General features: G+C 38.3%; 17 protein-coding genes and 1 pseudogene. 10 read left to right on the top strand and 8 right to left on the bottom strand.

Translation table 11 applies throughout. From position 1 onward, the window contains the following. Positions 1-363 precede the first annotated feature (363 nt). Positions 364-1,167, top strand: a complete 804-nt coding sequence (gene surE / locus A9239_RS13920) for a 5'/3'-nucleotidase SurE (protein ID WP_048122496.1) — start codon at positions 364-366, stop codon at positions 1,165-1,167. A 212-nt stretch (positions 1,168-1,379) separates the two neighbouring features. Here the strand turns inward: surE and A9239_RS19675 are convergent, their stop codons facing one another. The 5 genes and pseudogenes from A9239_RS19675 to A9239_RS13940 form a co-directional block, all read right to left on the bottom strand. Further along, positions 1,380-1,544, bottom strand: a complete 165-nt coding sequence (locus tag A9239_RS19675; RefSeq protein ID WP_176722160.1) for a hypothetical protein — start codon at positions 1,542-1,544, stop codon at positions 1,380-1,382. Between the two features lie 48 nt (positions 1,545-1,592). Continuing rightward, complete coding sequence (gene moaA / locus A9239_RS13925; RefSeq protein WP_048122494.1) at positions 1,593-2,591, bottom strand: GTP 3',8-cyclase MoaA; 999 nt, start codon at positions 2,589-2,591, stop codon at positions 1,593-1,595. 453 nt (positions 2,592-3,044) lie between these two features. Further along, a pseudogene (locus A9239_RS19090) lies at positions 3,045-3,195 on the bottom strand (IS481 family transposase); the annotation flags it as partial. A gap of 474 nt (positions 3,196-3,669) precedes the next feature. Next, positions 3,670-5,157: a right-handed parallel beta-helix repeat-containing protein gene (locus A9239_RS13935; protein WP_176722161.1), complete on the bottom strand. Its 1,488-nt coding sequence runs from the start codon at positions 5,155-5,157 to the stop codon at positions 3,670-3,672. Positions 5,158-5,770: 613 nt separating this feature from the next. After that, positions 5,771-6,955, bottom strand: a complete 1,185-nt coding sequence (locus tag A9239_RS13940; protein WP_048122490.1) for a glycosyltransferase family 4 protein — start codon at positions 6,953-6,955, stop codon at positions 5,771-5,773. A gap of 202 nt (positions 6,956-7,157) precedes the next feature. Here A9239_RS13940 and A9239_RS13945 point away from each other — a divergent pair, with 202 nt between their 5' ends. Next, the gene (locus tag A9239_RS13945; RefSeq protein WP_048122488.1) at positions 7,158-8,363 is read left to right on the top strand and encodes a glycosyltransferase; all 1,206 of its coding nucleotides are present in this window, start codon (positions 7,158-7,160) and stop codon (positions 8,361-8,363) included. A 195-nt stretch (positions 8,364-8,558) separates the two neighbouring features. On the opposite strand, the gene A9239_RS13950 is transcribed toward A9239_RS13945, so the two are convergent. From A9239_RS13950 to A9239_RS13960, 3 genes are all read right to left on the bottom strand, one after another. After that, complete coding sequence (locus A9239_RS13950; protein WP_048122480.1) at positions 8,559-10,547, bottom strand: hypothetical protein; 1,989 nt, start codon at positions 10,545-10,547, stop codon at positions 8,559-8,561. Between the two features lie 185 nt (positions 10,548-10,732). Next, positions 10,733-11,746 carry a glycosyltransferase family 2 protein gene (locus A9239_RS13955; protein WP_048156574.1) on the bottom strand — a complete coding sequence of 338 codons (1,014 nt, stop codon included), beginning with the start codon at positions 11,744-11,746 and terminating at the stop codon, positions 10,733-10,735. A 22-nt stretch (positions 11,747-11,768) separates the two neighbouring features. After that, positions 11,769-12,668 (bottom strand): glycosyltransferase family 2 protein, encoded by a 900-nt coding sequence (locus tag A9239_RS13960; protein WP_048122476.1) that lies wholly within the window; start codon positions 12,666-12,668, stop codon positions 11,769-11,771. Positions 12,669-13,588: 920 nt separating this feature from the next. Here A9239_RS13960 and A9239_RS13965 point away from each other — a divergent pair. The 8 genes from A9239_RS13965 to A9239_RS14000 all read left to right on the top strand — a co-directional run bounded on the left by A9239_RS13965 (position 13,589) and on the right by A9239_RS14000 (position 22,311). Beyond that, complete coding sequence (locus A9239_RS13965; protein ID WP_048122474.1) at positions 13,589-14,476, top strand: DUF1616 domain-containing protein; 888 nt, start codon at positions 13,589-13,591, stop codon at positions 14,474-14,476. Between the two features lie 2 nt (positions 14,477-14,478). Further along, positions 14,479-15,321: a CPBP family intramembrane glutamic endopeptidase gene (locus A9239_RS13970; protein ID WP_048122473.1), complete on the top strand. Its 843-nt coding sequence runs from the start codon at positions 14,479-14,481 to the stop codon at positions 15,319-15,321. A gap of 805 nt (positions 15,322-16,126) precedes the next feature. Continuing rightward, a complete protein-coding gene (locus A9239_RS19680; RefSeq protein ID WP_048122471.1) occupies positions 16,127-16,375 on the top strand; it encodes a hypothetical protein in 249 nt (82 codons plus the stop codon). 510 nt (positions 16,376-16,885) lie between these two features. Continuing rightward, entirely contained in the window at positions 16,886-17,554 is a 669-nt protein-coding gene (locus A9239_RS13980) for an acyltransferase (RefSeq protein ID WP_048122469.1), read from the top strand. Positions 17,555-17,617: 63 nt separating this feature from the next. After that, the gene (locus A9239_RS13985; RefSeq protein ID WP_048122468.1) at positions 17,618-18,700 is read left to right on the top strand and encodes a DegT/DnrJ/EryC1/StrS aminotransferase family protein; all 1,083 of its coding nucleotides are present in this window, start codon (positions 17,618-17,620) and stop codon (positions 18,698-18,700) included. 45 nt (positions 18,701-18,745) lie between these two features. Beyond that, positions 18,746-19,684: a UDP-N-acetylglucosamine 3-dehydrogenase gene (locus tag A9239_RS13990; protein WP_080941608.1), complete on the top strand. Its 939-nt coding sequence runs from the start codon at positions 18,746-18,748 to the stop codon at positions 19,682-19,684. Between the two features lie 95 nt (positions 19,685-19,779). Then, a complete protein-coding gene (locus A9239_RS13995) occupies positions 19,780-21,207 on the top strand; it encodes a nucleotide sugar dehydrogenase (protein ID WP_048122467.1) in 1,428 nt (475 codons plus the stop codon). Between the two features lie 57 nt (positions 21,208-21,264). Then, positions 21,265-22,311: a polysaccharide deacetylase family protein gene (locus A9239_RS14000; protein ID WP_048122466.1), complete on the top strand. Its 1,047-nt coding sequence runs from the start codon at positions 21,265-21,267 to the stop codon at positions 22,309-22,311. The last annotated feature ends 177 nt before the right edge of the window (positions 22,312-22,488 follow it).

Here is a 22,488-nt window from a genome sequence, read left to right on the forward strand (position 1 = left end):
GATCAAAGAATTGCTATCAGGTCATAAGGAACCCTTTAAACTATCGTCTCTGGAATAATAACACTGCCTCTGAACCAATAATAATTTGGTTTGAAGAGTAACGAAGACTAGAAAACTAACAATTCCCTCTCCAGAACAGACTTTAAAAGAAATTCTTCTCATTCAAAAAACGGGACTTGGCAAATACCAGAGTGCAGTCCCTAAATTAACTTTTTTTGTGGTATTTTCTTTATTTTGCCACAATATTTTTTCCTAAAATTATCCTTGAGATATCCTTGAGATATCCTTGAAATAGTATATTTTCAAGTCATGTACTTTCAAGTCATGCATTTTTTCCATTAATTTTAAATTATCCGGCAACTTATGGGAAAACTCATGGCTCCAAAAATTCTTGTTACCAATGATGATGGCGTATATTCCACAGGTTTGAAAGCTGCTTTTGACAGCGTTTCGGACCTCGGAGAAGTTACAATTTCGGCTCCTGCTGTCCAGCAGAGCGGAGTCGGACGTTCTATTTCTATCTTTGAGCCTCTACGGATCACGAAAACAAATGCTGGAGGTACACCTGCGTACTCTGTGGGAGGAACCCCTACGGACGCTGTAATTCTGGGCATCTTCACGATCCTTAAGGAGATGCCTGACTTAGTGCTTTCTGGCTTTAACATCGGAGAGAATATAAGCACGGATACTATCACTACCTCAGGGACAATAGGAGGAGCCCTTGAAGCTGCAAGCTACGGAGTGCCTGCAATTGCTGCCTCCATGCAGGTGCTTGATGAAGGCCAGAAATTCGATGATCCCAGGAACTACCATAGAGAGCGTTTCGAGGCTGGAATTAAGGTAGTAAACAAAGTGGCTCGAAACGTCCTGAAGTATGGTATGCCGAAAAATGTGGATCTTCTTAACATAAATATCCCCTATCACGCTGAAGAAGATACCCCTATAGAGATAACCCGTCTTGCAAGAAAAATCTTTAAAACGGGTGTCGAAGAAAGACGTGACCCAAGGGGCAGACCCTATTACTGGATTGCAGGCGACCTTATCCGGGAGGAAGAAGAAGGAACTGATGTGCACGCCATTATGCAGAAAGGACATGTTTCAATAACCCCGATTTCTCTGGATTCAACTGCCAGGATAGAGTTCTCAGAAATCGAAAAATATCTCTAAATATCTCCAGATAACTCTGGATTTCAAATTACTCCTATTTGGAAAATTATCTGGAACCTCAAACGGCTGAGAGTTCCAAAAATCAATCTGAATTACAAAACGGCAGAAGAAAAGATATGTAATGATTCAAAATTTTCATAAAACGAAAAACGAAAAGAGGAAATTTTGGTTTTGGAGAGATATTGACTCTCTTTTATCCAAAAAAGCCCTTTTTATTCTTTCAGTTCATCTCTTTCGATATGAATGGATATTTCCTTCCATTCGTTATCTATATTATGCAACGTTTCTACCATTGCTTTAATAACGTTTACTACGATTTTCTGGACAAACTCATTCATCGGGATTTTTGTCTCATCTACTAAAAGTTCAACCTTCATTTTTTTCTCCTCGTTGTTATATTTATCTCTAAATCTGCTTTTTTCTCTTTAAGCCTTTTCCCCTTGTTCAAGAATATTGACAGGCATGCAATATGGTTTCCTTCGGCTTACTGCAAGCTTAAGCAGCTTTTCGATCTCTTCAGGACTTTTTGCTTCCCTAACATCCACAAGGTTGTCATTTACCAGTAGACAGGGCTTGAACTTCCCATCTGCTGTGACCCTCAGCCTGCTGCAGTAGGCGCAAAACTCCGAGTTGTCCATGGGACGAACGAATTCAACCTCTACCCCATCGATAATGTATTTTCTTCGGTGGTGCAGGTGTCGTATCCTGATTTCACTTGCTTTCTCAGTCAGCTTCTTTTCGAGAGCTTTCGAGTCAATCATGTACTTTGAAAGCCTGGGGTCAATGTCCATAAGCTCTATTAGTTGCAGGATAACCATTCCTTTATAAGGCCGGACAAACTCCATCATAGAATTAATCTCGTCATCGTTTATGCCTTTAAGGAGTACCATATTCAGCTTCACAGGGGTCAGCCCAGCTTCAACTGCGCTGTTAATACCTCTGATAACCTTCTCAAGTGAGCCAGGTGGCGCTCCCGTAATCCTTTCGTATTTTTCAGGGACGAGAGAATCCAGGCTTACATTTATCCTGTCCAGGCCCGCAGCTTTAAGGGCTCTTGCTCGTTTTTCAAGCAGAATGCCGTTAGTGGTCGCAGAAACTTCTTTTAACGGAGGAAGGCAGGCAAGGATTTCTTCGAAATCCTTTCGAAAAAGCGGTTCTCCTCCTGAAAATTTTATTTTATTGACCCCGAATTTTGCAGCTTCCCTTATAATCCCGCAGATTAATTCTGGTTTCATTTCATGTCCTACCGGGCCGCAGGTACAGCAATCTGCACCTTCGTTATGGCAGTATATGCACGAAAGGTTACACCTATCAGTTATTGATATCCTGAGTCCTGTAACCTTCCGCCCGTAAGGGTCTTTAAGAGTCCTTTTTGAATTTTCTTCTGCAACTTCAGGAGCTTTTTCTGGATTTTTCTGCTTCATGGCTGGTTAAAATCCCCTATTAAATATTTGGCATGCAATTCTTTATTAACTGACAATCTGAGCCTGAATATTTTCCCTTGTTTGTGGGGCAAAAATTTCATCTTGGAAACGATCTATGAAATGATCTATGAAATGATCTATAAATGGGTCAGTCCATAGTATCCTGCTTTCAAATAAATTGGCATTTCTGAGAAAAGGCCCGGAATGTCTTACTGGTTTCATTGAATAGAGATACTAATATTGACTGAATAAGTCTAATTGACTGAATAAGTCTACTGATATGAACTGGATTAAGGTAATATGAATTGAACATATGCTGATAATGAGTACATGATTACTGGAACCCTAAGCTAATTATTTAATTTTAGCTATATAAATGAATACTATAATTATCTAATGTGTTTTATCTTGAAATTATTTCGCTTTGAAACTTTTTTGCTTTTGTCCATTTTCTCACAACCCAAGTAATCTTATTCCAATTCTGAATTTTGCCTCAATTGGTAATCTACTCCAGAATGCATCTTGTGGTGATTCTAATTGTTCAAGTTTCAAAGTTCCATGGGGTCTCTTGTTGTAAAACGAATTTTTCAAATGATTCAAATTCTTGTATCCTCTTCATATTGAGTGAAAATTGAGAGGTTTCCATTCAATATGAAGAGGATACAAGATTCTGGACAAAAACGGAAGTTAAAAATAGCTTTATATAAATTTGCAGTGGGTCTCAAAACTCTAACAATTTCTATAATTGGGAGGGGCATTTTTGATTTAATTCAGACGGAAATCATCCAAAATATATGCAGGTTTTTACCCTTATCACCAATAAATTATCCCAATTATAGAATTGAATGTCGTTTTGAGACAATATGTGCCACTGAGACAATATGTACCACTATCATTAAAGAACACTATCAAATGATATCGTTAAATTTATACATAATCTTTTTTGATTCCCTCCCGGCTATGATTCTCAACGATGTATCTAATTTTTCCATAACGGCTAAGGCACTTCCAATGCTAATTTATTAACGAAACCTCTACCTGGACTTGTGATAATAGAAACGATAAATATACCGATGCATCAGTGCTTTGATTTCGATGCATAGATTGTGTTCCCATACCTTCCGATGTTGATCCTGTTTCCATTATCCTCAGGTTCATTGGAATAGTCAGAGGATGGATATCCGGAATCGATACATGGAGAACTCACTTTGTATTTAACCCAGGTTTTCCCGTTCCAAGTTCCACCTCTTGATTGAAGGTGGTAATCATGGTTTTCCTGGTCTACAAATAATGGTCTTATGTGGATATCGGCTTTCGAGATGCAGTTTTTATAGTTACCCGCTGCGTTGTTGTAAAGGCAATTATATGCAATCTCAAAGGAATGTGTTTCGGGGAGGTAATTGGCAATTCCGTATCCTGTTTCGCTTGGGCTTTTTGTACGCTTCTGGGTATTTACAATTATATTGTTGCGGACAATTGTTGTGTATTTTGACGTATAATCTGAGAAAAAACCATCGGGACTCATGCTGACAATGGCAACATTATATGCACTGTCAAAGACATTATTTTCTATAAGTGTATCATGGAATCCACTTCCCAAGATACCCCCAACCCATGTAATGCTAGGATTAGTGCCTGTGCTGTAGAAGACATTATGATAAATGTGGACATTTTTTCCCTCGTCCTTGGTAGTAGAGGTATCATAGTTGAAAAGCCAGATTCCAGGACCATAGGTGTTATTGACTCTATTATTGTAGATATCAATATCATCCATAGTACCTGTAGACTTTTCGATCTGAATGCCCGGGCCACCTGCGCTCCAGTGATAGAAAGAATCGATTAAATTATCATGGAATTTTACATGGTTCGAGTTCCAGATTCTAAGACCACTATTAGTCCTGCAGGTTATTGTATTACCCCAGGCCTCTACATTCTGACACTGAATCGCATACAGACCGTCGTGCCCGAGCTTATAGATCGTATTGTTGTAAAACTTGATGTTCTCACCATATTTTATCCTCAGCCCATCTCCATGACCATCGTGCATATACATATTGCATACAGTTACGTTCTTGCAGTCAGTGAAGTACATCACATTATAGTATCCTTTGCCCTTAGCAAGCAAGGTTTTACCATCTGCGAGATAAGGGTTACCGTCATGGTTCACATTAACTTCAAATCCTCTTATTACAATATTATTATTCCCGGAATTGCTCATCTGCTTGATCAAGGGTTTCATTACAACCCAGCCTGCATTATTAGCAAGTTTGAGAACAGCATTTGAATCCCCTTCAAGAATAGTATTGCTGCCGATGAGGAGAGTATCGTTAATAACATACGTAAAAGGACCTTTAAGGTGGACAGTGGTATATCCCGAGTTATCGGCCACAAACTTAAGAGCCTGATTTATCTGTACATGATCATCTTTTCCATCGCAGTTAAAATCTCCACTGCCGTCCCCTGCAACATAAACAGTTGGTGCAGGACTTCGGCATAAAGCGGTAGGAACGCTTGCAAGAATAAGGCAACCTACCAATAAAAGGATTCCCAATTCTCGTTTTAACATTGATATCATCTGAAGGTGATCAGAATGAAATTTATTAACATTTTTGATAATTAAATATTTGTGCAGTGACGTATCCACACCTCTTAAAAATTTATATTAATTTGCTAATAATTTGAATAAATTTATACATATTTTCGGATATATTGGGCAAGATATTGCAAATATTAGATTCTTTAAGAATTTGGAGGCTTTATATACCCAAATTAATTTCTGAAAGCGTAAAGAGTAAATATATAATAACGTCTTCAAGGATAAGACAACTTATCAATAAAAAGATTCCTAATCCTTGTTTTAACATCGAAATCATTTAGTATTAATCAAAACAAAATTTATAATTATTTCTGTTATATAGATATTTGTGTAGTAACATTATACACAGTCACGAAATTTGGCAGTATCTACTAAAAAAATTTATTAATTTATGAGTTATTACACACATTTTGACAAAATTTTGCAAAAAAATGGTTATATGAATTAAAGGATTGTAGATTGGTAGTCTACTCAAGCCGGAAAATACTGTAAGATTTAATAAGTACTTTCTCAGCCGCGTTTGTGTTATGAAATGCAGCCATGAATAAAACTGTAGACTTTTTTTATAAGTTATTAAAGTTAATTAAATGATATCGTTGCATATGTCCAGTATCTTTCTTGCAACTCCATCCCAGCTGTGATTCTCAACGACATATCTTCGGCCTTTCTCTCCCATAAGAGCTCGGGTATTTTCATCGAGAAGTAATCTGACTACAGCAGTAGCAAGTTGTTCAGGATCTTCTGGAGTTACGGAAATTCCGCCATCTGAGGCTTCAATTAAATCTTTGACTCCTGAAATACCACTTGCCACAATCGGCTTCCCACAGGCAAGGTACTCATAAGTTTTCAACGCTGAAAGTCCTATTTTTGAGTTTCTTTCATTGATGAAAGGAGCAACGCAAACATCGGCCGCGTTAATGTAGAGAGGAACTTGTTCGTAGGGGATTCTTCCGGTGAAAGTAAATTTATCCGAAAGCTCTAACTTGGAAGCTATTTCCATCAATTTATCCTTCATAACTCCGTCCCCGACAATAAGGAAATGAGTATCAGGACATTTCTCCAGAATTAAAGGAGAAGCATGGATGAGAAATTCAACTCCTTGCCAGGCTGCAAGATTCCCTACAAAGCATACGTACTTTTTTGAGTTTTCAAGCCGCAGTTTTTTTCTTGTCTGTTCTAAACCAAGGGGCTTGAATACATCGGTATTTGCCCCATTGTTAATAACATAGATTTTACTCTCAGGAACAGAGTATAGTCTCACGAGTTCATCCCTGAGCTTATCCGTGACAGAAACAATTCTGTCGCAATGCTTGTAATTAAAGTTCTCAGACCGGAGTGCAAGATGAGAGAAAACTCTATACGCAAAAGACTGTGAATTTGGATCGACTTTTAACTCATCCATAACTATCCCATTGACTTCTACTATTGAAGGAATTTTTAAAATTTTGCATAGAAATATGGGAAAGAACGGAAAAGAATTCTGGCGAAGATAGAGCACGTCAGGCCGATTTCTTATACAAGAATAAAGAAGGTAAAAGGAAAGCATGAATTCGTAAGAGGGCTGTACAAGATATTTATTGTCTATTACAGGCACGCATTTTATCCCTGGAAGAGTACGGTCTACACTCTTCTGTCCGGGTGCAAACAGGACTATATCAGTATATTTTTTTAAATTTCTTAGAAGTTCAAGAATGTGGATATTCGAACCTGATTTAGCATTGAAAGAACCGTAATAAACCAGGAAAATATTATTTACTTTTTTAAACATAGTAGCTGGTTACCAGAATGGGAAAGGTAGTTAATTAGTTTATCCCATAGCTTTTTTTATTATTTTTTCCAGTTTAAGGACGAGGGTTTAGTATAAAATCCATGGACAAGAATTTAATACATTTTGCAGAGAAGTATTTATAGGATTAATTCTCTCCTCTGTCTGCTTTTGATGCATCCGAAGTGAAAACGAGCAAAAGATTATGAAAGTACTGGAAGCATGTCAGGAATTTCCTAACAGGTATTACCCTCAACTTGGGACATTCATAAAACAGAGTATAGACTCAATTGCGAACCAGGGCGTAGATGTTACTGTTATCTCTCCAAAACCCTTCGTCTTTCCCTTTTCCGCACTTCCATATCATAACTTTTTTAAACTGCCGCGGATTGAGCATACCGAAAAATACGACCTTCACTATCCACGTTATATATATGCTGTCCCCAAAAAATATTTTTATCCTGTAACAGGGTTTTCGTACTCTCACTTCATTTTCAAATACGCAATCAAAAATATAAAGCCAGAGCCAGACCTGATCCACGCACACTTTTCATATCCTGATGGATATGGGATGATGAAACTTGCGAAGAAATGGAGAGTTCCTCTCGTAATAAGTGCACTTGGGACAATTGAAAGAAAAGTCGCTTATGAAGGTTCCTATACATCAAAGCAGATTATAGAGGCAATGAATTTTGCAGATAGGATTCTTTCTGTCAGCGAGGATCTCAAGCTCCACATCGTAAATCTGGGAATAAACGAAGAGAAGGTCCATGTGGTTCCAAATGGTGTTGACACCGTAAAGTTCAAACCTGCAGGAAAAGCACATGCAAGGAATCTATTAAACTTGCCGCAAGATAAGAATATCGTCCTATTTGTTGGAGCCCTTAGAAAAATAAAAGGTGTGGACTACCTGATTGAAGCTGCAAGGGATTTTGTGGACACGAACACCGATCTTTTTATGGTAGGCAGGGACGATGGCCTGAGAAAAGGTCTGGAAAAAAGAGCACAAGAGCTAAAAATTGTAGATCACATTAGATTCACTGGACCTGTAAACCATGAGGACATCCCACTCTGGATCTCAGCTTCGGATATCCTCGTATTGCCGTCTCTTTCTGAAGGTAGACCAAATGTAATACTCGAAGCCCTTGCCTGTGAGGTCCCGGTTGTAGCAACCGATGTTGGTGGGATACCTGAACTTATGGTTGATGGGGAAACAGGGTATCTAGTACCAGCAAAAAATCCTGGAGAATTATCCAGAAAAATTAATAAACTGCTTGAGAATAAAAGCCAGAGAGAAAACATGGGGAAGCTCGGGCGTAAAAGCATAATTCAGAGAGGACTGACCTGGGAAGCTCATGCAAAAAAGACTGTGGATATATACTCAGAGCTTTTAGAGAACGCTTCGAAATAAGTCCGAGTCCCCTTAAGCTTACTTTTTTAATTTCTTATCCCTGCTGTAAATCACAGACCGTCAAATCCACAGAATAGCAGATAAACTCGTAAAAGCTTTTACTTATGTACATGCCTGCTGCATCATTTCATCTAGAAGTAAAATGAGTACCGGACAAAAAGTCATCTTTAAATATAAATTTCCTAAAAATAAATTTCAGGGGCTATTTAATCCCTGATGTGGAATATAAATGTCTGTCGATGGATTTGAATATATTTTGTCAAGACCTTTGAGGGTACTTTCTAGCTCAAGCTCGTTTTTGGGCAGTCCCTGATAGAAATAGTTAGCAGTATCTTTCAAGGTGCTTTCCTCACTTCCAAAGTATAGTCCACTCCTGAGAAACTCTCCGGTTCTGAGAACTATATAACCTTTGTATTCAGGGAGTTTATTTACATTACCGATTCTGTAATTATCATAAGATGAGATATTCAATTCCGCAGATTTTGAAGGAATCAGCGGGACATAAAAGAACCTTGAAGCGTAATAATCGGTGTATACCGACTTAGTTGAGGAATTGACAGGAACATACTTGAAAATATGATTAAAGCCGCTTAACTCTTCGGAAGTAAAGTACTCGTGTTTTGCTTCTTGACCAAGACAGCCCGAATCTGAAATACTGTAGACCGAGGAGACTAAAACAAAAATAGAGAACAATAAGATCACTAAGAGAGCAGAGTTCGATTTCTTAGACGAATACTTAGTCATATAATTCCAGAATATATACAATCCGTATCCCATTACAAAGGCCATAAAGGGACTGACGAAAAGCATAAACCGATCAACTCTGAAGAGGACTTTGAATTGCCAGATAGTATTGAGGGGATTGGGGATATAAAATATAAGAGTTAACAGAGCAAATAACCCTAATACGGCAGCATAATTTTTCTTGTAATTTTTCAGGAGAAAACCTATTCCTATCAATGCAAAAAATAAAAATACTGATTTATCCAGAAGTCCTGCTAAATCAGTCAAGCTTTCCTGAAGAACTTCTGAACCTCCGGTAGTTAGAACTATAGAATCCAAAAATTGGCTCTGCAAACGGGGAGCCAGGCTCCTCTGTACAAACACGTATGCGACGAAGAACCAGTAAGCGGCAAAAATGACGTTAAGCAGTATAAAGAAGGGTTTACTGATATAGTTGTTATTCCCTATCACATATTCCGATGCAAGAAGAATTATCAGTAATAGAACGAGCTGTGGAAGGGATACATTGTGAACTAAAGTTAAAAAAACTGCAACAATTACTGAGAGGGTTTTTAAGGATAGTTTATCATTTTTGAAATTGACACTATAAATCAGGTACAATAATACAACGAACATTATGAATGCCATTGTGCGGGTGATTACATTTGTACCATAATAGAGTACGGTCGAACTTACGGAAAAGAGTAAGCATGAGAGGAGTGAGATCTGCCTGTTGTTTGTTATGTAATTAAAAAGGTAATAAAGGAAAATTATGGTTATTACATAGACAGGCGCAGTTACCAGAAAAAGTGAATTCTTTACGCTTATTTTCAAGATTTCAGAAGCTTCTGCAATAAACACATGATAAAGAGGAAAATAAGCATAATCACTTAAGGAAGTCGGAATTATTTTTCCGGTCAGTGCGGTAACTTCCGAAATAAATATATGGGGCAGAATGTCTGTGGTACCGACATAAAAATCATAATTTAAAGTCACACTGAAAATTAAATTACCCGCGATTAAGACAGATTCCGCTAGAATCAGGGAAGGGTTTACGTCTTTAGAGAAAATTTGGAAGAATACAGACAGATAAAGTCCTAAAATAAAGAGGAAATAGTACAGAGGTCTGCTTCCCGGAGACAGCAAAAGTACAACTAGGGACCCAATATAAAATATCCCGAAAAGGTACGTAAGGGATTTTGTACTCAATGATGAAAAGATATCTATATCGTGCAAACTTACATCTTTTTTGTAAATGAACAGTATGAAAAGACAGGAAAGTACTGCAGGTATTCCTGTAAATAGTCCCCGAAGTGCATAACCGAACTTTCCGGTTGCAAACATCCATAAGAAAGTGAATATTACTGCGAAGATTATAGCTAACGGAAACAGAAAAGAAATTAACCTCATTAGACGGTCATTATCTAATCCGTGTCCTGCTTCTTTACTTAATCCGAACATACTATCTCCATGACCTTAAGCAATCATATAATAAATTTAACAAACCCGGCATCCAAACTTCTGTGTTTGAAAATCAGTGAGAGTTCATCAGGGCTTTATTGATTAAGAAGATTTTGCCCTGAAAAGCTTCCCATGTATTCAAGTGTTTCGGTTTCTTTTTAAACAAATGACATAGTTTGTGATTATTAGATATCTGAACAGGAACGGACTTTTGAGATCAAAGGAGAATTTGTAAAGCTGTACAAAAATCCTAGCCCATAAGCAACGTGTTGCACAGGAATAATAAAAAGGGCAAAAAGACCGTATTTTGATTTCATTTTATAGGTAACCTGGATTGAGGTAATAAAGACAAGAATAAAGTACACGGTCACGAGTGCAAGAAGAAGCAGGCCTGGAGTGGAATATTTGATAGACGCGATAAGCAAAATGACTGCCGACAAGACGGCAATCGAAGGCAAAAAAGCATACCAACGGACAAATTCTCCATGCTTCTTGAATAGTTCTGCCATCCACATACCGTACTTAAACATCCTTACGGAAAAGGACTTTGGAGTTCCTCTTCTATGGTGCAGGACCTGTGCATTCGGGATATACAAAAATTTGTTACCCTTCTTACCGATTCTGTAGTTCAGGTCTCCGTCCTGACCCACCACAAACCGCTCATCAAAACCTCCAACTTCCTTAATTGCAGCTTTCTTGTACATTGCATTGCAGTTCGGAAGAGAGATGACATAATGCTTTTTTGTGGAGTTTTTGGACTGAGCCGAACCTCCAGACCCCAAGAAAGATTCCTGAGCATATCCCACCACCCTGCCAAATACAGGATCAGTGTCAAAGATTAGGTTAGGGCCTCCAAAACACACAACATCATCTGGAGAAGCTTGCATTTCATGGACAAGAGTTTTCAACCACTGAGGATCTACCTTACAGTCTCCGTCAGTAAACGCGACAAGCTCTCCCCTGGCATTCTCCACACCAAGGTTTCTTGCCGCAGCAACATTCTTTTTTTTGTTCAAAAGAAGTTTGACAGGATATTTTTGTACAATATCTCGCGTTTTGTCAGTGGACATGCCATCAACGATAATAATCTCGTAGGAATCTTTTTGGTAATCTAGATTAAGAAGTGACTCAATACATTCTTCAATAAATTTTTCTTCATTACGAATACCTACTACTACTGAAACGAAAGGGTATTTCATACAAATTGGCCCCGTTTTGACATTACTGTTTTCGAATATGCTCGTTTAAAAATATCATTCTTGAGATGGCATGTAGTATTATTCCGGTAAACACCATGAAAGCTCCTATAACTGTCAGCATAACCATTAAGAGTGTAGGCCCAAAGCGCAGGGATCCTCCCTGAAGAAAATCCTGTAAAAATATTAATCCCATAAGAAAGCCTGTAGACGTCATAATCAGGCCAGGAACTGAAAAATAATACAAAGGCCGTCTGTACTCCATATCTTTAAGGATGCGGAACAGGACTCTAGGACCATGTATGAAAGGATTCTCACTTGAGCAGTCCTCAAGATCATATCTGCAATGGATTTCCACTTCAGTAAACTTCAATTTATAATCTTTGGCCTGAATCAGAATTTCAGAGCCTGCAGACATATCTGTGCCATTCAAATTTATTTTTTCAATAGCTTTTTTTCCATAAGCTCGAAAGCCGCTTTGTGAATCCGTTACATTCAGACCGCCTGCAATATAGGTTGCGATATCAAGAACTTTCATCCCGAATTTACGATAAATAGGGACATTTTTACCATTGCCATTGACAAATCTTGAGCCGATTACCAGATCAAACCCATTTTTCAAGGGTTCAAGGAGCTTGGGAATTTCGGAGGGGTCATGTTGACCATCAGAGTCGATTATGACCATAGCATTTGCATCGAGCTTACGGGCGGTTTCAAAGCAATTCTTTAGGGCTGCTCCATATCCCTTATTTGTCTCGTGACGAACTACATAGGCGCCAAGAGATTCGGCGATATCGACAGTATTATCGGTGCTTCCGTCATCTACAACTACTACTCTGTCGACGTATTTTTTGCAACCCTTGATAACATCTGCAATGGCATGGGCTTCGTTATAAGCAGGCATGGCTGCAATCGTAATGGCCATATGCAATCATCTACCTCTTTGAAGATAAAGGTGAGAAGTCTCCGTGATAACGTGGTTTACGTGGTTTATTAGAGAAAAATCAGTGAAAATTCCAAATTCTGCAAATATATTTTTCAGAGTCATCGCTCCACAATTTTTAGAGGGTTTCAAAAGGTCTTTTACGGCTACATTTACAGAGAATCAGTTAGGGAAATTGTTCTCCTCTTTTTACCCAAAAGAAGGAACATAAATACTCCGTAAGTGAGTCACAGCATTTAATACAAGACCTGTATCTGTTTTAATATACGAGCTATATAAGCATTTAGACACGAAAAATAATTAATCAGTAATTCCAATTACAAAAAATAGTTAAACTCATATTAGACACTTTTTCTCCGATATAATAGCTTAAAAGGCATCAATTAATTATTAAAATCGATTACTAATAAAATAAAAAATTACACAGATATAAGAACTCAAATACTTCCTTGTTATATGTCAACGTTTACAACCCTGCGGACTCAAATTCTGCAGGCTCAACTTTGGAAATACGTTTAAAAAATTAAGAAGATGAATGGTTAAAAGGCTAAAACTTCTTTCAAGGAAATAGAAATAAAGGGAAAAGTATTTTAAATACAATTCAGGAAAAAGGGAAAGATATTTTATACAACTAGGTAATTGAGTAGATCGGGTTAAAACATTCTTGAAAACGAATATAATTCAGGAAATATATTCTGCTAAATTAGAAGAAAACCGGGATTAAAGCTCGGACAGCTTTCGCCTTTCCGGCGTAACTCTTCGTGATTGAAGACTAAAACAGCCGGTAAGAGGAAATCGGAAGGTTTCCGAAAAACCTCATAAGGGAACAGAGAAATTGGCAGATTAGCCCGAATAACGAAAAGGCTGGGAAGCTAAAAAACATACTTTTTATGAGGAGTTATATGGCCGGAAACCAGAAGTTCCCATCTGACCTGTTGTTAGTAGCAGGCCTTGTAATTCTTATGGATATTTTTGTACTAATTCCTGTACTTAGCGGAAGTCTTATTCGCACAGCTATTGGTCTACCCCTGATACTTTTCCTTCCAGGGTACGCTCTCATAGCCATGCTTTTTCCGGAAAAAAACGGACTTGAAGGGATGGAAAGGATAGCTCTTTCTGTTGCAATGAGCGTCTCAGTTGTGTCTTTGATAGGGTTTGCACTCAGTTATACCTCCTGGGGAATCAAGGAGATGCCTCTCATTACGAGTGTCTCCATATTTACCCTGATCATGCTGGCAACAGCATACGTTAGAAGAAACTATTTACCTGCAGACAGGAAATTTGAGGTACCTTTCCGAGCTCTTGCCCATACTCTGCTATCAGGAATAATGGGAGAGCCGGAATCTAAAACAGAGAAAAACCTCCGGATGATTCTAGCTCTTTCTTTCCTTATTTTGATGGTAACCGGAGTTTATGTCATTCTTGTGCCTCAGGACAAAGAGCCATATACGGAGTTCTATATTCTTGGTCCCAATGGGACGGCTAACAACTATAAAACAGATTACATACAGGGAGAAAGTGGGACCTACTTTATAGGAATTACAAATAATGAGCACCGAACAATGGACTATACAATGGAAGTAAGGCTTAAAAATCAATCGCTGCCTCTTCCGGAAAATCTGCAGCATATTAAAATTGCCAATAATAAGACCCTGGTAGAGCCTCTTGAGGTTACACCTTCAGTTGAAGGCAAGAATATGAAGCTTGAGTTCCTGCTTTTCAATGAAACTGAAAAGAATATACCCTACAAAGATCTGCGCCTCTGGATAAATGTTGGAGAGGAGGTGTGAGGATGGTAGCATTTGAGAGTCCTAATGTGGAGACTCCGGAAGGCATAAAAACGAATATGTCTGAGAATCTGAAGGAAAAAACACCTGTGATCGAAAATAAATGGGTTTATCTAGCAATTCCGATTGTAGCTATTGCCCTTGCGGAACTGATGATATATTCGGGGAGGAGACTCCAGGGCATGGAAATACATGCATTAGTTCTGCTTGGGCTTTCCTTTTCCATAATATATATAAAAAACAAGGACATTCAGAAAACCTATCAGAGTTTTCTCCTTCTGCCGATCCTGCGTCTGGTAGATTTTTCAATGCCTCTTTTCTATGAAGAAAAACTTTACAACCTTATTTTCATATACTGTCTTCTGGCAATTCCTGTAAGCATTGCGGCCATTAGTCAGGAGTTTACTCCCGCGCAGCTTGGGATAACTTCCAAAAAAATAGGAATATATATTCCATTATCAATATTCATGGGCTTTTTATTAGGAGTAGGAGAATATATCATAGTCGGAAAAAATCCTCTTATTCAGGATCTTTCAATCCTTAACCTCATAAATCTCACCATAATTATGGTCTTTCTTGTGAGCCCTATAGAGGAGATGATTTTCCGTTCTATCCTGCAGACCCGGTTAGAAATAGTATTAGGCGGCAGGGAAGCGCTGATAATTACAAGTATTTTATTCGGGTTAATGCATTCAGGATATGGAAGCATTTACGAAATATTTTACATAACCTTAGTAGGTGCTGTTATAGGCTACTTATTTTATGGAACCCGAAGTCTGCCGTTGGTTGCATTAATTCATGGATTTATGAATGTATTCTTTTTCGGGATTCTTCCTCTTCTCCTTTAAACTTTTACGTCCACTAGTGTATTCCAAAAAAGAAAAAGGGGCTCGATCAAATGGAATTAAGCCAAAGGCAAAAGCTTCAATATAGGGGAACTTCTTTTCTGGACTTACTCTCGATTATATAATCAGGAAAAACTCACTCAGGTTTCTATATAATGAGCTGATCCCAAAACTCAAAATGATTTTTCTGAATCCCATATCTACAATAAGTAACAGATCTTCTGATCACGAAAATAATTTTGAAATTTTACTAATTTAAGGATAAAATTAGTTTTGGGATTGACTCAATAGAAATACAGAGTAGAGTAGCTATTAGTAGGTAATATTAGCAGTTCTCTATTCTTTTCGTGTTTTTTACATTTTTTAAAATTAACCAGAGAGTTTAGGTATAAACTGTATTCTGCCAGAACAAAAAAGTAAATGAAACTCATTAATTGCCTTAGTGTCTTGAAAATTTAGTTATTGTCACGTGATAACTGTAAATCATTATATGTTGATAAGAAGCTATCAAGGATCATGCTCAATGAGTAGATTACCATGACACTAGTATAATTGATATTGCCCACTTCAACCGAACGGAGTCAATTACAACAGTCTGTCTTAAAAAAGTGTTATTTTGCCAGAAATTACCTCTTTAGACAAAATTACTGTTATTTGCTCATAATTTAGCCCTCATGAGCGAAGCAGAATGTAGCAAAAAGGGCAGTGCACTGCAGAGCTGCAACTCTGCTGAGATGGAAATAGGGGCGGACACTTAGACGGCAGCCCTCTGAAAAACCATTAAAATAGTGCGACAACCTTAAAGAGAATGATTGCACCAAAGGAAAACATCAGTGGAATAATTCCCATATTCAAAGAAACCTTTACCGTACTTTCCCAGTGTTTCGATGCAGGGAGAAAGTCCCTGAGCAAAAGCAATATAAGTAAAACTGCCGCAGCCACAGATGCGCCTTCAGGAATTCCCGGTGTTACGGTGGTTACTGAGAGCGCACCTGAAGAAACGGAGTTAGACGTGATTAAACTTGTAAGCGTAGTCGGCACTCCTCGAGTTAATTAGTATATTACAGGAACAAATACGCGATAAGATATAAAAATCCTCCTCATACCATTGATAAACATCAAGAGAAGGAGAATTAAACTCGAATTTTGGAAAAAAGTAGGAGGTTACCTTAATAAATAACGAAAGTACTGTGAATTTGAGTTCGCAATCAAAAGAATAAAATTAAAAAATTACATTGTAAAGCTATAAACGCAAAATATAAATTGAATAATTCTTGAAAAAAATAGAAAAGAAACGTAGAAAAATAAACCAAATCATTAAATAATTAAAGGACCCTCTAAACTAAAATTTAAGACTAGTTAGGAAAATCGAAGAGATGGATCTAGAAAAGTAATACTAATTCTTGGGTTTTGTCCTGAGAGTTTGAATTATCCCGAGTATCGGGAACATAATAATGAAAAACTATGAAATGAAAAGCTATGTAAAACTGCAAAAAGTAAGTAGATGTTTTTATGCTCCTACAGAAAGTTTATCTGGCTAAGAAAAACCAGACGAACGGGGGGAACAATGAACTCGACTGAATTTAAAATTCACAATTCTTCTAAGATATACGGAACTTCTGTAATTGGGAAAGACACAGTAATAATGGAAAATGTGATTTTAGGATACCCTGAACACAGGATCCTTATGGAAATCCTGAAGCAGAACATCGAAATTGAAAACTTTGATTTTCCAGGGTGTACCATAGGTTCGGATTCAATAATACGGGCTGGATCAACGATATTTTCCAACGTAAAAACCGGAAAAAACTTCAAAACCGGGCATAACGTAATGATTAGAGAAAATACGGAAATTGGAAATAATGTTCTCATTGGAACCAATGTCATTATAGATGGGCATGTGAGAATAGGAAATAATGTAAGCATCCAGGGAAATGTCTACATTCCAACCAATGTTATTATCGAGGATAATGTATTTATTGGGCCTTGTGCTGTTCTGGCCAACGATAAATATCCTATTCGAAAGAAATACGAATTGAAGGGTCCTTTCTTGAGAAAAGGTGCGTCTATAGGTGCAAATGCCACCCTACTTCCCGATGTTGAAATTGGGGAAGGAGCAATGGTTGCAGGGGGAGCACTTGTGACAAAAAATGTGCCTGCTTGGAAACTTGCAATTGGAGTGCCTGCCAGAATACAAGAACTCCCACAAGATTTAATGAAATTAAATAGGATATAAATTCATAAAAAATCAAGATTAAGTAAGATTAGTTTTATCAAGATTATTAAAAGAGGTTCCAAAATGATTCCAATTGCCAAGCCCCTGATGGGTAAGGAAGAGATTGATGCAGTAACAGAGGTCCTTAGGTCAGGAATGATTGCACAGGGCCCGAAAGTCGAAGAATTTGAATTTGCTTTTTCTGAATACACTGGTTGTGAGTATGGAGTTGCTGTGAGCTCTGGCACTGCGGCTTTGCACGTTTCGCTTCTTGCCCATGGCATAGGAAAAGGAGATGAAGTGATTACAAGTCCCTTCAGTTTTATTGCAACGGCAAACAGCGTCCTTTATACCGGGGCAAAACCTGTTTTTGCAGATATCGAATCAGATACATATAATATAGATCCTGAAAAAGTTCAGGAGAAAATCACTCCAAAAACCAGAGCTATTTTGCCTGTCCACCTATATGGGCACCCTGCAGACATGAAAGCCATAATGGAAATTGCAGAAGATAATAAGCTTATTGTAATTGAGGATGCCTGCCAGTCTCATGGCGCAGAATGCCTTGGAAAAAAGGTAGGCAGCTTCGGAACAGGAGCATTCAGCTTTTACCCTACTAAAAATATGACAACAAGCGAAGGTGGAATGCTCACTACAAACGATAAGGAAATTGCAGAGAAAGCAAAAATGATTCGGGCTCATGGCTCAAAAGTCCGATATCTGCATGAAATGCTGGGTTTCAACCTGCGCATGACTGATATTGCAGCTGCAATCGGACTTGTACAGCTTGGAAAGCTGGATGGATTTACTGCAACCAGGCAAAAAAATGCAGAGATTCTCTCAGCAGGGTTAAAAAGCATATCAGAAATTGCACCTCCAGTGATAAGAGCCGACGACACCCATGTGTTCCACCAGTATACAGTTAGAGCACAAAAGAGAGATCAACTGGCAGCTTTCCTGAAAGAGAAGGAAATCGGAACGGGAATCTATTATCCGATAACTATTCACAAGCAACCTGTCTATAGAGAACTTGGATACAAAGATTCCCTGCCTGTCTCGGAAAAGGCAGCAGAAGAAGTTATTTCTTTCCCTGTACATCCTGCATTATCCAGAACCGATTTGCAGGAAATAATTGAAGCGACCAAAGAATTTTATGCAAAGGATTGATTAGTTTTCCAGTCACTGCATTCTCAAAACCAGGAAGTGAGACTTTTGATTAAAGTAGGAGTAATAGGTACAGGTGCTATGGGGCAGAACCACGTAAGGATTTACAGTGAAATGAATGACGTGGAGCTTGCCGGAATCTCGGATGTAGACCAGAAGCGTGTTGAAGCAATGGCTACGCAATTCAAGACAAAAGCCTTTACAGATTATAAGAAAATGTTAGCCGAAGGGCTTGATGCAGTAAGTGTGGTTGTGCCCACCAAATTGCATAAGCAGGTAGTACTTGATGCTCTTGAGGCAGGCGTACATGTCCTTGTAGAAAAGCCGATTGCAGATACGACTGAAAACGCGGACCTGATGATAGCAGCTGCAAATAAAGCGGGAAAAATCCTTATGGTTGGGCACATTGAGCGCTTTAATCCAGCAGTTATAAAACTCAAAGAGATTATAGATTCAGGCATTTTGGGAAAGATAGTCTCAATTTCAACCAAACGAGTGGGGCCCTATAACCCAAGAATAAGAGATGTGGGAGTAATCCTGGATATTGGCGTCCATGATATAGATGTGATCTCATATCTTTACGGCAAGAAAATAAATAGTGTTTATGCAATTGCAGGTGCCGATATTCACTCATTTGAAGATCACGCCTCAATTATCCTGCGTATGGACCATAATTTTGCAGGAGTTGTGGAAACAAACTGGCTGACTCCGCACAAGATAAGGCAGTTAACAGCGATAGGAGTTAAGGGAGTTGCTTATTTGGACTATATTAATCAGACAGTACAGCTCCATGATAACGAATGGATAAGAAAAGCCAAAGTAGAACATAGCGAACCCCTGAAAAATGAACTCACCTATTTTATAGAGTGTGCTAAAAAGGGTACAAAACCTAGTCCCTGCGGAGAAGACGGAAAACACGCCCTTGAAGTAGCAATGGCAGCTATAAAATCCTATCAGGAAGAAAGATTAATTGAAGTAGGACAATAAGTCGGAAAAAACTCTGAAAAAGTAAAGTCTCGAAAACTTTTGAAAATGAAAATGGTTTGGGAAGATTTGAAAAAACAATTTAGTAAGTGATAAACATGAGTAAATTAGAAAAACTTTTCAAGGAAAGAGGTCCGATCAAAAAAATTGGAGTAATTGGAATGGGCTATGTAGGTATTCCTTCAGCGGTTCTTTTCGCAGATGCTCCATGTTTCAATAAAGTCCTTGGCTTCCAGCGCAATTCAAAAAGTTCAAGTTACAAGATTGGTATGCTCAACCGTGGAGAAAGCCCTCTTAAAGGAGAAGAGCCCGGTCTAGAAGACCTTATTAATAAAGTTGTAAAAGCTGGCAAGTTTGAGTGTACTCCCGAGTTCTCAAGGATATCAGAACTTGATGCTGTCACGCTTGCAATCCAAACTCCTTTTGCAAATCCTAAAGATTTGGAACCTGACTTTTCCGCACTCATTGAAGGTATAAGAAATGTAGGAAAATACCTGAAACCAGGAATGCTCGTAGTTCTTGAGTCCACAATTACTCCTGGCACAACCGAAGGTATGGCAAAACAGATTCTTGAGGAAGAATCAGGCCTGAAAGCCGGAGAAGACTTTGCCCTTGCCCATGCTCCTGAAAGAGTAATGGTAGGCAGACTTTTAAAGAATATTAGAGAACATGATAGAATCGTGGGCGGCATAAATGAAGCAAGTACCAGGCGGGCTATCGAGCTCTATTCTCCTGTATTGACTGTGGGGAAAGTAATTCCTATGAGTGCAACTGCAGCTGAGGTAACGAAAACTGCAGAAAATACTTTCCGCGACCTACAGATTGCAGCAATTAACCAGCTTGCCCTTTACTGTGAAGCCATGGGCATAAACGTGTACGATGTAAGGACTGGAGTAGACAGTCTAAAAGGAGAAGGTATTACAAGAGCTATACTCTGGCCAGGAGCAGGCGTTGGAGGTCACTGCCTTACCAAAGATACATACCACTTGGAAAGAGGAGTTAAGATAGGTAGTGGGCAGCTTGACTATCCGGAAGGCGCAGACTCAATCTATGTGCTGGCAAGAAAAGTCAACGATTTCATGCCTGTTCATATGTACAACTTGACTGTTGTAGCCCTTAAAAGGATTGGAAAGGAGATGAAAGGCTCAAAGATTGCAATGCTCGGCTGGGCTTTTATCCGGGACTCGGATGATGCGAGGAACACACCTTCAGAACCTTACAGGGATCTCTGCCTGAAAGCAGGTGCGACAGTTACTGTGCATGACCCTTATGTTGTGAACTATCCAGGAATTGAGATTTCAGATAATCTTGAAAATGTTATCAAAGACGCGGATGCTGTAGTTATTTTTGCAGGGCATAGTGCATACTCTGATATAAAGGCTGATTGGGTAAAGAAAATTACAGGCAAAGAAAAACCAGTTATTGTAGATGGAAGAAATGTAATTGAACCGGATGAATTTATTGGTAAGGGATTTGTCTATAAGGGAATAGGAAGAGGCGATAAAAACGAACATTTATTAATGTAAACTAAAATTTATTTAAAAAAATAGTTCGGGCTTTAAAATCTGGAAAAAGGGTGAAAGATGATCGAGAAACTGAAACAAAATGAGGAACTCTGGGATCTATTTAGCAAAAAAGAAGAATACAATTTGACCTTTTCTGACCAGTACGATAGGTTTCCGTACTATTTAAGCAGCCAGAGGAATATTTTTGATCCCAGTGTTTCTAGGTTTCTGGTAGAAAACGGGTTACACCCTGAGTATCCAGACGGAAAAAAATTTGCAGTCTGCCTTACTCATGATATTGATGTGATATATCCGGAAAAGATCTACATGATCATTGGAACTGCTAAAGCCTTTGCTAAAGGAAATTTAACAGATGCTATCAAGACACCTTTTTGTAGAATTTGCAAAAAGTTTAACCCTTACTGGAACTTTAGAGAAATAATAGAGCTGGAGGCAAAATATAATGCAAAATCCAGCTTTTATTTTCTGGCCTTGAGGCCTGGAGAGAAAGACTTCAATTACGAAATTGAGGATCTCGAAGCCGAATTGAAGTTTATATCCACTCGTGGTTGGGAAGTAGGGTTGCATGGAGGGCATGAGTCTTACAGCAGTTTGGAAGATATAAAGGAAAAAAAGCAGAGAATTGAAAAAGTATTAGGTAAGGAAATTATAGGGTACAGAAATCATTATTTAAGGTTTAAAGTACCGGATACGTGGGAATTGTTAAGCAAAGCAAACTTTAAGTATGACACAACATTTGGGTATTCGGATTGTGCAGGCTTTAGAAATGGCATGTGCCATCCTTTCAGGCCATATAATATAAACACTGGAAAACAAATAGATATCATTGAGCTGCCTCTCATAGTTATGGACCGGACGTTATTAAGAAGTTACATGCGACTTGACGTTAAAAAGGCCTGGGAGCTCACAAAGAGTCTTGTTGATAAAGTTGAACAGTATAATGGTGTAATCACGATTCTATGGCACAACAATACATCCATTGATGGAGAAGGCCTTAAATACTACGAAAAATTCCTCAAATATGTTTCCGGCAAAAAAGCCTGGCTTGCAAGTGGGGAAGAAATATATAACTGGTGGTCTACCAATATTGAACCACGATATTGAAAAAACCCAGGTACGGGATCGGAATCAGTTGAGAATCACAGAGGCGCTAAGATATATTAATTTCTCTACATAAGTAAGATAACACTAATCAAAATTAACAATAAATAAATTGACAGAACTCCAGCTAACACTGATCAAGTTAACACTAAACAAATTTACACTATCAAATTCACACTA

Origin of the sequence: Methanosarcina sp. A14, from assembly GCF_001729375.1 — an archaeon.
Taxonomy (GTDB): Archaea; Halobacteriota; Methanosarcinia; order Methanosarcinales; family Methanosarcinaceae; genus Methanosarcina; species Methanosarcina barkeri.

Excerpts from the sequence above, each read along its gene's own strand:
- surE (WP_048122496.1), top strand. The coding sequence starts at position 364 with ATGGGAAAACTCATGGCTCCAAAAATTCTTGTTACCAATGATGATGGC.
- A9239_RS19675 (WP_176722160.1), bottom strand. The coding sequence starts at position 1,544 with ATGAAGGTTGAACTTTTAGTAGATGAGACAAAAATCCCGATGAATGAG.
- moaA (WP_048122494.1), bottom strand. The coding sequence starts at position 2,591 with ATGAAGCAGAAAAATCCAGAAAAAGCTCCTGAAGTTGCAGAAGAAAAT.
- A9239_RS13935 (WP_176722161.1), bottom strand. The coding sequence starts at position 5,157 with ATGTTAAAACGAGAATTGGGAATCCTTTTATTGGTAGGTTGCCTTATT.
- A9239_RS13940 (WP_048122490.1), bottom strand. The coding sequence starts at position 6,955 with ATGTTTAAAAAAGTAAATAATATTTTCCTGGTTTATTACGGTTCTTTC.
- A9239_RS13945 (WP_048122488.1), top strand. The coding sequence starts at position 7,158 with ATGAAAGTACTGGAAGCATGTCAGGAATTTCCTAACAGGTATTACCCT.
- A9239_RS13950 (WP_048122480.1), bottom strand. The coding sequence starts at position 10,547 with ATGTTCGGATTAAGTAAAGAAGCAGGACACGGATTAGATAATGACCGT.
- A9239_RS13955 (WP_048156574.1), bottom strand. The coding sequence starts at position 11,746 with ATGAAATACCCTTTCGTTTCAGTAGTAGTAGGTATTCGTAATGAAGAA.
- A9239_RS13960 (WP_048122476.1), bottom strand. The coding sequence starts at position 12,668 with ATGGCCATTACGATTGCAGCCATGCCTGCTTATAACGAAGCCCATGCC.
- A9239_RS13965 (WP_048122474.1), top strand. The coding sequence starts at position 13,589 with ATGGCCGGAAACCAGAAGTTCCCATCTGACCTGTTGTTAGTAGCAGGC.
- A9239_RS13970 (WP_048122473.1), top strand. The coding sequence starts at position 14,479 with ATGGTAGCATTTGAGAGTCCTAATGTGGAGACTCCGGAAGGCATAAAA.
- A9239_RS19680 (WP_048122471.1), top strand. The coding sequence starts at position 16,127 with ATGATTGCACCAAAGGAAAACATCAGTGGAATAATTCCCATATTCAAA.
- A9239_RS13980 (WP_048122469.1), top strand. The coding sequence starts at position 16,886 with ATGAACTCGACTGAATTTAAAATTCACAATTCTTCTAAGATATACGGA.
- A9239_RS13985 (WP_048122468.1), top strand. The coding sequence starts at position 17,618 with ATGATTCCAATTGCCAAGCCCCTGATGGGTAAGGAAGAGATTGATGCA.
- A9239_RS13995 (WP_048122467.1), top strand. The coding sequence starts at position 19,780 with ATGAGTAAATTAGAAAAACTTTTCAAGGAAAGAGGTCCGATCAAAAAA.
- A9239_RS14000 (WP_048122466.1), top strand. The coding sequence starts at position 21,265 with ATGATCGAGAAACTGAAACAAAATGAGGAACTCTGGGATCTATTTAGC.